This window comes from Rhizobium sp. P2_G9, assembly GCF_056403475.1.
Genome location: NZ_JBFUFK010000128.1, coordinates 1 through 934, shown reverse-complemented (window position 1 = coordinate 934; position 934 = coordinate 1). Strand labels below are relative to the sequence as shown.

Annotated in this window: 1 protein-coding gene; it reads left to right on the top strand. The window is 56.1% G+C overall.

Annotated elements, in window-relative coordinates:
* Window positions 1-79: 79 nt before the first annotated feature.
* The gene (locus tag AC1DYF_RS40290) at window positions 80-916 is read left to right on the top strand and encodes an IS5 family transposase (RefSeq protein WP_477884539.1); all 837 of its coding nucleotides are present in this window, start codon (window positions 80-82) and stop codon (window positions 914-916) included.
* Window positions 917-934 lie beyond the last annotated feature (18 nt).

The window sequence follows — 934 nt, the reverse complement described above, 5'->3', positions numbered from 1 at the left end:
AGAGCCCGATTTAAAAGTAGTTGAGCGATAACAGCAGGTTGTGATTCCCTTTTGGTGCTAAATCAAAATGGGGTTTCCGATGACCTGGACTGYTATCGCTCGGCGTGAGCATAACCGAGACGCGCTTCGTTTTCCAAGTGATTTGACRGACCGGGAATGGGSKYTWATCGAACCRYTGATCCCACCGGCCAAGCGTGGCGGTCGCWGMCGAACGACGAAGATGCGCTCGGTCGTGGAGGCGATCCTCTATATCGCATCAAGCGGTTGCTCATGGCGGATGCTGCCGGGTGATTTCCCTCCGGTGTCGACGGTGCGCGGCTATTTCTATGCTTGGCGAAAGATGGGTTTATGGGAGGGCATCAATCAGCTTTTGGTGATGACCGCGCGAGAGATCGAAGGACGAGAAGCGCAACCCACGGCGGGGATCATCGACAGCCAAAGCGTCAAAACCACGGAAAGCGGCGGCGTTTGCGGCTATGACGCAGGAAAAAAGATCAAGGGTCGCAAGCGTCACATCGTCACCGATACGTGCGGATTTCTGATCTTCGTGCTGATCCATGGGGCCGACGTGCAGGATCGCGACGGTGCGCCCGATGTTCTCAAGGCCATCCGCTACCGTTTTCCATGGCTGCGCCATATCTTCGCCGATGGTGGCTATGCGGGCGACAAGTTGAAGTTGGCGATGCGCCGTCACGGGCAGTGGACAGTCGAAATCGTTAAGCGCTCTGACAAGGCCGCGGGCTTCGTCTTGCTGCCACGCCGATGGGTTGTCGAAAGAACATTTGCTTGGCTCGGGCGTTGCCGCCGCCTCGCCAAGGATTGGGAAAAATCCATCGAAAGCTCAACAGCATGGGCGCAAATCGCTTCAATCCGAATGCTCACAAGGCGCATCGCAAGGTATTGGATCTACGAATGAACTTTTGAATCGGGCTCT